Annotated in this window: 8 protein-coding genes; 7 read left to right on the top strand and 1 reads right to left on the bottom strand. The window is 69.9% G+C overall.

The window, feature by feature from the left end:
- The first annotated feature begins 245 nt into the window (after positions 1 to 245).
- From VM324_07495 to VM324_07485, 3 genes are all read left to right on the top strand, one after another.
- Entirely contained in the window at positions 246 to 737 is a 492-nt protein-coding gene (locus VM324_07495) for a pyridoxamine 5'-phosphate oxidase family protein (GenBank protein HVL99120.1), read from the top strand.
- Positions 738 to 864: 127 nt separating this feature from the next.
- Positions 865 to 1,485, top strand: a complete 621-nt coding sequence (locus tag VM324_07490) for a YdeI/OmpD-associated family protein (protein ID HVL99119.1) — start codon at positions 865 to 867, stop codon at positions 1,483 to 1,485.
- A 7-nt stretch (positions 1,486 to 1,492) separates the two neighbouring features.
- Positions 1,493 to 1,822, top strand: coding sequence for a TfoX/Sxy family protein (locus tag VM324_07485; protein ID HVL99118.1), 330 nt, complete (start codon positions 1,493 to 1,495; stop codon positions 1,820 to 1,822).
- Positions 1,823 to 2,059: 237 nt separating this feature from the next.
- Here the strand turns inward: VM324_07485 and VM324_07480 are convergent, their stop codons facing one another.
- Positions 2,060 to 2,245 (bottom strand): hypothetical protein, encoded by a 186-nt coding sequence (locus tag VM324_07480; GenBank protein HVL99117.1) that lies wholly within the window; start codon positions 2,243 to 2,245, stop codon positions 2,060 to 2,062.
- Between the two features lie 253 nt (positions 2,246 to 2,498).
- Between VM324_07480 and rsgA the strand changes: the two genes are divergently transcribed.
- From rsgA to pafA, 4 genes are all read left to right on the top strand, one after another.
- Positions 2,499 to 2,777, top strand: coding sequence for a GTPase RsgA (rsgA, locus tag VM324_07475; GenBank protein HVL99116.1), 279 nt, complete (start codon positions 2,499 to 2,501; stop codon positions 2,775 to 2,777).
- Between the two features lie 377 nt (positions 2,778 to 3,154).
- Positions 3,155 to 4,018 carry a proteasome subunit beta gene (gene prcB / locus VM324_07470; GenBank protein HVL99115.1) on the top strand — a complete coding sequence of 288 codons (864 nt, stop codon included), beginning with the start codon at positions 3,155 to 3,157 and terminating at the stop codon, positions 4,016 to 4,018.
- Between the two features lie 111 nt (positions 4,019 to 4,129).
- Positions 4,130 to 4,825: a proteasome subunit alpha gene (prcA, locus tag VM324_07465; protein HVL99114.1), complete on the top strand. Its 696-nt coding sequence runs from the start codon at positions 4,130 to 4,132 to the stop codon at positions 4,823 to 4,825.
- 63 nt (positions 4,826 to 4,888) lie between these two features.
- The gene (gene pafA / locus VM324_07460) at positions 4,889 to 6,244 is read left to right on the top strand and encodes a Pup--protein ligase (GenBank protein HVL99113.1); all 1,356 of its coding nucleotides are present in this window, start codon (positions 4,889 to 4,891) and stop codon (positions 6,242 to 6,244) included.
- Positions 6,245 to 6,346 lie beyond the last annotated feature (102 nt).

The raw sequence follows: 6,346 nt of genomic DNA, 5'->3' as shown, positions 1-6,346 counted from the left end.
CAACCGTCTGATCTCGCAGGCGTCAGGGCCTATCCGCTACGGTCTCGACCGCGACCGGGCCGGCAGCAAGGAAGTGCCGGCATGGCGGGAAACAGGAACCACCAGGCAGGTGCTTGGAGACCGCCTGGCCGGTCATGTCGTAGGGCTCGTCGAGCTCGGGGGGACTCCGCCATCCACCGCTAGCGCGCGACGATGTCGCGGCCGGCTCACGTGGGGAGCGGGGGCACCCTGTAGCATCCTCGGCCGTGGCCACATGGGAGGGATTCGTCGCAGAGTCCCCGCGGATCGCTGAGGTTTTCGTCCGCCGGCACACCGCGACGGCCAACCTGTGCATGCTCGCCACACTCCGCTCGGACGGGTACCCGCGCATCAGCCCCATGGAGCCCCGAGTCTTCGAGGGTCAACTGGTGCTCGTCGGCATGCCCGACACCACCAAGTTCCGCGACCTGAGCCGCGACCCGCGCTTCTGCCTGCACACGGCCACCGTCGATCGCTACGTCGGCGACGGTGACGTCAAACTGTGGGGCAAGGTCAGGAATCTGCACGACAAGGACCTGCACGGGCGGTTTGCCGACATGGTCCACGAGGAAGGCGGCCCGGACCTTCGGGGCAACGAACTCGACCCCTTCTACGTCGCCGATATCACCAGTGCCTCAAGCATCGAGGTCGCTGGTGGCCAGCTGCACATCACCATCTGGAAGCCCGGAGCCGGCGAACGCACGGTGTCGAAAAGCTGACCACCTTGTCAAGGAAAGGCCCGCTTGCGAGGTCCCCTTGTTCCCTGGAGGCGGGGTAACTTAGTCTCCAGGCACGAGTAGCGGTCGCTCGCCCTTTGCGGCGTACAGCGACGGCGAAGGGGGTGCCATGGTCGACGGCGCCGTTCCACCGACGGTGTCGGCACACCCACCGACGTGGAAGTTCGACTACCCGATCTACCACGCCGAGACGCGGGCGGCCTGGCGGGCCTGGTTGTCGGCCTACCACGCGGCCGCGCCCGGAGTGTGGTTGGCGTCGTGGAAGCGAAGCACCCGTCGACCTGCCGTCGCCTACGACGAGGCGGTCGAGGAGGCGCTGTGCTTCGGGTGGATCGACTCGACGGTCAACACCCTCGACGAGGAGCGCGGCCTGCAGCTGATGACCCCGCGAAAGCCGCGGAGCAGTTGGACGAGGCTGAACCGTGCACGGGTGGCGCGGCTGGAGGCGGAGGGGCGCATGACCGAGGCGGGCCGGCGGGCCGTCGAGGCCGCGCAGCGCAACGGTTGGTGGCTGCTGTACGACACGGTCGAGGACCTCGTCGAACCCGACGCGTTGGCCGCCGCGCTCGACGCGGTACCGCAGGCCCGCGCTCACTGGGACGCGTTCCCCCCGTCGGCGCGCAAGCAGATGCTCTGGTGGGTCGTCAGCGCGGCAAAGGCCGACACGAAGGCCCGGCGCATCGCGGCGATCGTGGCAGGCGCCGAACAGGGCCGCCGCGTGGGGGAGTGAGGGCAAGATGGCCTACGACACCGAACTTGCCGACCGGATCCGAGAGGCGTTCGCCGGGGCGGGCGTCGACGCGGTCGAGCAGTCGATGTTCGGCGGCCATGCCCTCATGGTGCGCGGGCACATGACCGTAGGGGTCCTCGGTGACGACCTCATCGTGCGCGTCGGACGGGAGCGCTACGAGGACGCCCTCGCGAGGCCTGCCGCCCGCCCCATGGACTTCACCGGCAGGCCCATGACCGGGATGGTTTTCGTTGCGGCCGCCGGACTGGACGACGTAACGCTCGACGGCTGGGTCCGGCGGGGCCTCTCGTTCACCCGCTCCCTGCCACCCAAGTAGTCCGACATCGTCTTGGACTCGGCGCAAAGGCCTGTCGTCGACCTTTCGGGTCCAGTACTAACTGGATCCTGCGAGCGAAGCCAGCGCTAGGGACCGGCTGTTGACGCTCACCGGAGACTCCCCAGACCTGCTCACCGAAATCCCCGGTTGGCTCGGGGTGAGGCGGGGGCGGTGCGCTCGGCGAACGAGCCGGCGCGCTGGACAGGCTGGTCGTCCCAGGCAGATCCGAACACCTCGTCACCGTCGCAGGTCGACGACGTGCCCGCCGACGGCTTCGACGCCCACACGCCCGGCACGGTGGTGCGGCCTGTGACATTTGACGGCATCGGTGGACACCTCGCCGCCGTACCCACGCATCTCGTCCCGGCCGGCGGCGAGCAGCAGGCTCGGTGGCATGCCGTCCCGCGACAGGAGGCCGTGCATGTGGGCGCCGGGTCCGGCTGGGAGCGCAGGCTTCCGCTCCCACGGGACGGCAACCCGGTGGCCGGGGACTGGGTCGCGGTGCGCGAGGACGCGGGTGCCGCAGTGGCCGTCGCGGAGAGCAGCGCCCCCGGTGTGGAGGTCCTCGTCCTGTCGAGCACCGACGGTCGCGGCTTTGCGACGCTCACGCAGCTGCTGCAGCCCAACAGGACGCTCGCCTTGATCGGTGCGTCGGGAGCGGGCAAGTCGTCATTTGGTGAACGCGCTCCTGGGCCGCGAACGGCTCGCCACGAGCGAGGTGCGCGAAGGCGATCGCAAGGGTCGGCACACCACGACACACCGTGAGCTCGTCGTCCTGCCCGGCGGTGGCATGGTCCTCGACACCCCTGGCCTGCGGGCCCTGACACCGGGAGCCGTCGACGAAGGCATCAGCATGACGTTCCCCGAGGTCGACGAGCTCGCTGTCGGCTGCCGCTTCGACGACTGCACGCTTCAGCACGAACCAGGATGCGCGGGGCTCGACGCGCTCGCGTAAGGGGCGCTCAGCGAGGATCGCTACGAGGGGTGGCGGCGAATCCGCGCGGAAGCGGACAGCGCCGCGCTGCGCGCCGATCCGGCGGCGTGGCGGCAGCAGTCACGGGCATGGGGACGCAGTGCCAAGACGGCACTACAGCGGCTCGAAAGGCGCGCGGACGGCACCCGCGCGACCGTGCGTGACCGGGCCTCATCTCGCGGCCTCAATCGCTCCTAAACTAAAGGACCGTGGTCCTTTGATGTAGGAGGCCGAGGCACCAGTGGGGGGATACCTCGTAGACGGCGACGGACAGCAGCATGGGCAGAGGACCGGACGACAGGTCGGGCTAAGATGGGCGCGCTTGGCCTCGACCACGAGACCGTAGGGGTTCCGCACATGTGCCACTTGCCCTCCGCCCCACCGCTGTCGCCGGGAGCCGCGTCGTGAAGGTACCGGCGAGCCTTCCGGGTGGCTGGGAGGGGCTCGACCCCTTCGACCTGTCCGGCCCGAGCTTCTCCGCGCTCCTGCGCCGCCGCGCACCGGACCTCTCCCCCCACGCTGTCGAGCCGGTGCGCGGGGGGATGGTCGACCACGTCGAGGGAACGACGGTGCTCGCCGTCACCTACGACGGGGGAGTGGTCATGGCCGGCGACCGCCGGGCCACGTCGGGCAACGTCATCTCCAAGCGCGACATGCGCAAGGTCTTCGAGGCCGACTCGTGGTCCGCGGTGGCCATCTCCGGGGCCGCGGGACCCGCCATGGAGCTCGCGAAGGTCTTCGCCACGGAGCTCGAGCACTACGAGAAGGTGGAGGGCGGCCCGCTCTCGCTCGACGGCAAGGCGAACAAGCTCGCGCAGATGGTGCGCGCGAACCTGCCGATGGCCATGCAGGGCATGCTCGTCGTGCCTCTCTTCGCCGGCTACGACCCGCGGGCGCAGCGCTCGTGCATCTACGAGTTCGACGTCGCCGGGGGCCGCTACGAGGAGCGCCGGTTCGCCACCCAGGGATCGGGCGGGCGTGACGCGCGCGGCAGCCTGAAGGCGCGCTACCGCGACGGCCTCGAACGTGAAGAGGCCATCGACATGGCCATAGAGGCGCTCTGGGACGCCGCCGACGAGGACTCCGCCACCGGTGGACCCGACCTCGTGCGCGGCATCTACCCGCTCGTGGCGGTGATCGACGCGAAGGGCTACACCGAGCTCGACGGCGACACCGTCGCCGACCGGGTTAGCACCGTCATCGCGGGGCGCCGCACCATCTAGCGCCGGGAGCACCGCCCGGCCGGCGAGCCCACAACGGAACCAGAACTCTCCCCGGCCGCGAGGCCACCACGCGTCCCCCAGGGACCAGATAAGGAGCACGTCGCCGTGTCGATGCCGATGCCGTACGTGTCGCCCGAGCAGCTGATGAAGGACCGGGCCGACTACGCCCGCAAAGGCATCAGCCGGGGGCGCTCGGTCGTGGCGGTCACCTATGACGGCGGTGTGCTCTTCATCGCCGAGAACCCGTCGGCGACCCTGCACAAGATCAGCGAGATCTACGACCGTGTCGCCTTCGCGGCGGTGGGCCGCTACAACGAGTTCGACCAGCTGCGGGTGCAGGGCATCCGCCTCGCCGACGTGACCGGCTACCAGTACGCCCGCCAGGACGTCACGGGACGCTCGCTCGCCAACGCCTACGCGAACGCGCTCGGGAGGGCCTTTACGGAGGGTGCGAAGCCCTTCGAGGTGGAGCTCCTCGTCGCGGAGATCGCCGACGAGGACCGCGGGACTAGCCGGGGCCAGGCCCTGGAGATGTACCACATCCTCTACGACGGCTCGATCACCGACGAGTCGGGCTACGTCGCCATCGGCGGCAGCGCCGAGGCCATCAACACCCGCCTCGCCGGGGCCTACAGCGAGGGGATGGACCGCGACACGGCTCTTCGCACCGCGCAGCGCGCCCTCACGAGCGCCGAGGAGCGCGCGATCGAGCCCCGCACCCTCGAGGTCGCCGGGCTCGAGCGCAACCGCGGGCGCCGCAAGTTCTTCCGCATGTCCGCCGACGAAGTAGCCGCCGCGCTCAGCTGACCGCCCCTACACTTGTCCTCCCAGGGGCCGAGGCCCCACGGCGACGCGGTAGGACAGGCACCCATGGAGCGCAGGATCTTCGGGCTCGAGATCGAGTACGGCGTGACCTGCACCTTCCGGGGCCAGCGCCGTCTGTCGCCCGACGAGGTCGCCCGCTACCTGTTCCGCAGGGTGGTGTCGTGGGGGCGCTCGTCGAACGTGTTCCTCGAGAACGGCGCGCGCCTCTACCTCGACGTCGGCAGTCACCCCGAGTACGCGACCCCGGAGTGCGACTCCGTCTACGACGTCGTCGTCCACGACAAGGCCGGCGAGCGGATCCTCGAGGGCCTCGTCGAGCAGGCCGAGCAGCGGCTGCACGAGGAGGGCATCGCCGGCGAGGTCTACCTGTTCAAGAACAACACCGACTCCGCCGGCAACTCCTACGGCAGCCACGAGAACTACCTCGTCACGCGCTTCGGCGAGTTCCAGAAGCTCGCGGACACGCTCATCCCGTTCCTCGTCACCCGCCAGATCTTCGCCGGGGCGGGCAAGGTCCTGCAGACGCCCCGTGGGGCCGTCTACTCGATCTCCCAGCGCGCCGAGCACATCTGGGAGGGGCTGTCCTCGGCCACCACCCGCAGCCGGCCGATCATCAACTCCCGCGACGAGCCGCACGCCGACGCGGAGCGCTACCGCCGCCTGCACGTCATCGTCGGCGACTCGAACATGAGCGAGTACGCCGTCTGGCTCAAGGTCGCCACCGCCGACCTGGTCCTGCGCATGATCGAGGGCGGCGCCATCATGCGCGACCTCACGCTCGACAACCCCATCCGGGCCATCCGCGAGATCAGCCACGACATCACCTGTCGCCGTCGCGTGAAGCTCGCCGGCGGCCGGGAGATGAACGCGCTCGAGATCCAGCAGGAGTACTACGAACGGGTCGCGCAGTTCATCGAGCACACCGGCATGGACCCCGACTCCGAGAAGGTCCTCGCCGAGTGGGGCCGGGTCCTCCAGGCCCTTAACGACGACCCCCTGAAGCTCACCCGGGAATGCGACTGGGTGGCGAAGCACAACCTCATCGCCGACTACCGCGCCCGCCACGACCTGCCGCTGTCGCACCCTCGCGTCGGCATGCTCGACCTGCAGTACCACGACGTCAGCCGGCAACGCGGCCTCTACTACCTGCTGCAACGCCGCGACAAGGTCGACCGGGTCGTCACCGACGCCGAGATCGACATCGCCCGCTCCACTCCGCCGCAGACCACCCGGGCCCGCCTGCGGGGCGAGTTCATCCGGCAGGCCAAGCGCAAGCGGCGCGACTTCACCGTCGACTGGGTGCACCTGAAGCTCAACGACCAGGCGCAGCGCACCGTGCTCTGCAAGGACCCGTTCCGCTACGAGGACGACCGGGTCGACAAGCTCATCGCCTCGATGTGACACGCGACGCCCGGCGGTGAGCCCCGCCGCTCAGGCGCACAGGGCGAGCGGCCTCAGTCGTCGACGTCGGTCGGCAGCCCGTCCTCGGGCGGGGGACGGTCG

The organism is Egibacteraceae bacterium (assembly GCA_035540635.1).
In the GTDB taxonomy this organism is placed as follows: Bacteria; Actinomycetota; Nitriliruptoria; order Euzebyales; family Egibacteraceae; genus DATLGH01.
Note: the sequence above shows the minus strand (reverse complement) of the source record. Positions and strands in the feature narration are given on the sequence as shown.

Coding starts and splice junctions, on each gene's coding strand:
- VM324_07490 (HVL99119.1), top strand. CDS start 865: ATGGTCGACGGCGCCGTTCCACCGACGGTGTCGGCACACCCACCGACG.
- VM324_07485 (HVL99118.1), top strand. CDS start 1,493: ATGGCCTACGACACCGAACTTGCCGACCGGATCCGAGAGGCGTTCGCC.
- VM324_07480 (HVL99117.1), bottom strand. CDS start 2,245: ATGCACGGCCTCCTGTCGCGGGACGGCATGCCACCGAGCCTGCTGCTC.
- prcA (HVL99114.1), top strand. CDS start 4,130: ATGCCGATGCCGTACGTGTCGCCCGAGCAGCTGATGAAGGACCGGGCC.
- pafA (HVL99113.1), top strand. CDS start 4,889: ATGGAGCGCAGGATCTTCGGGCTCGAGATCGAGTACGGCGTGACCTGC.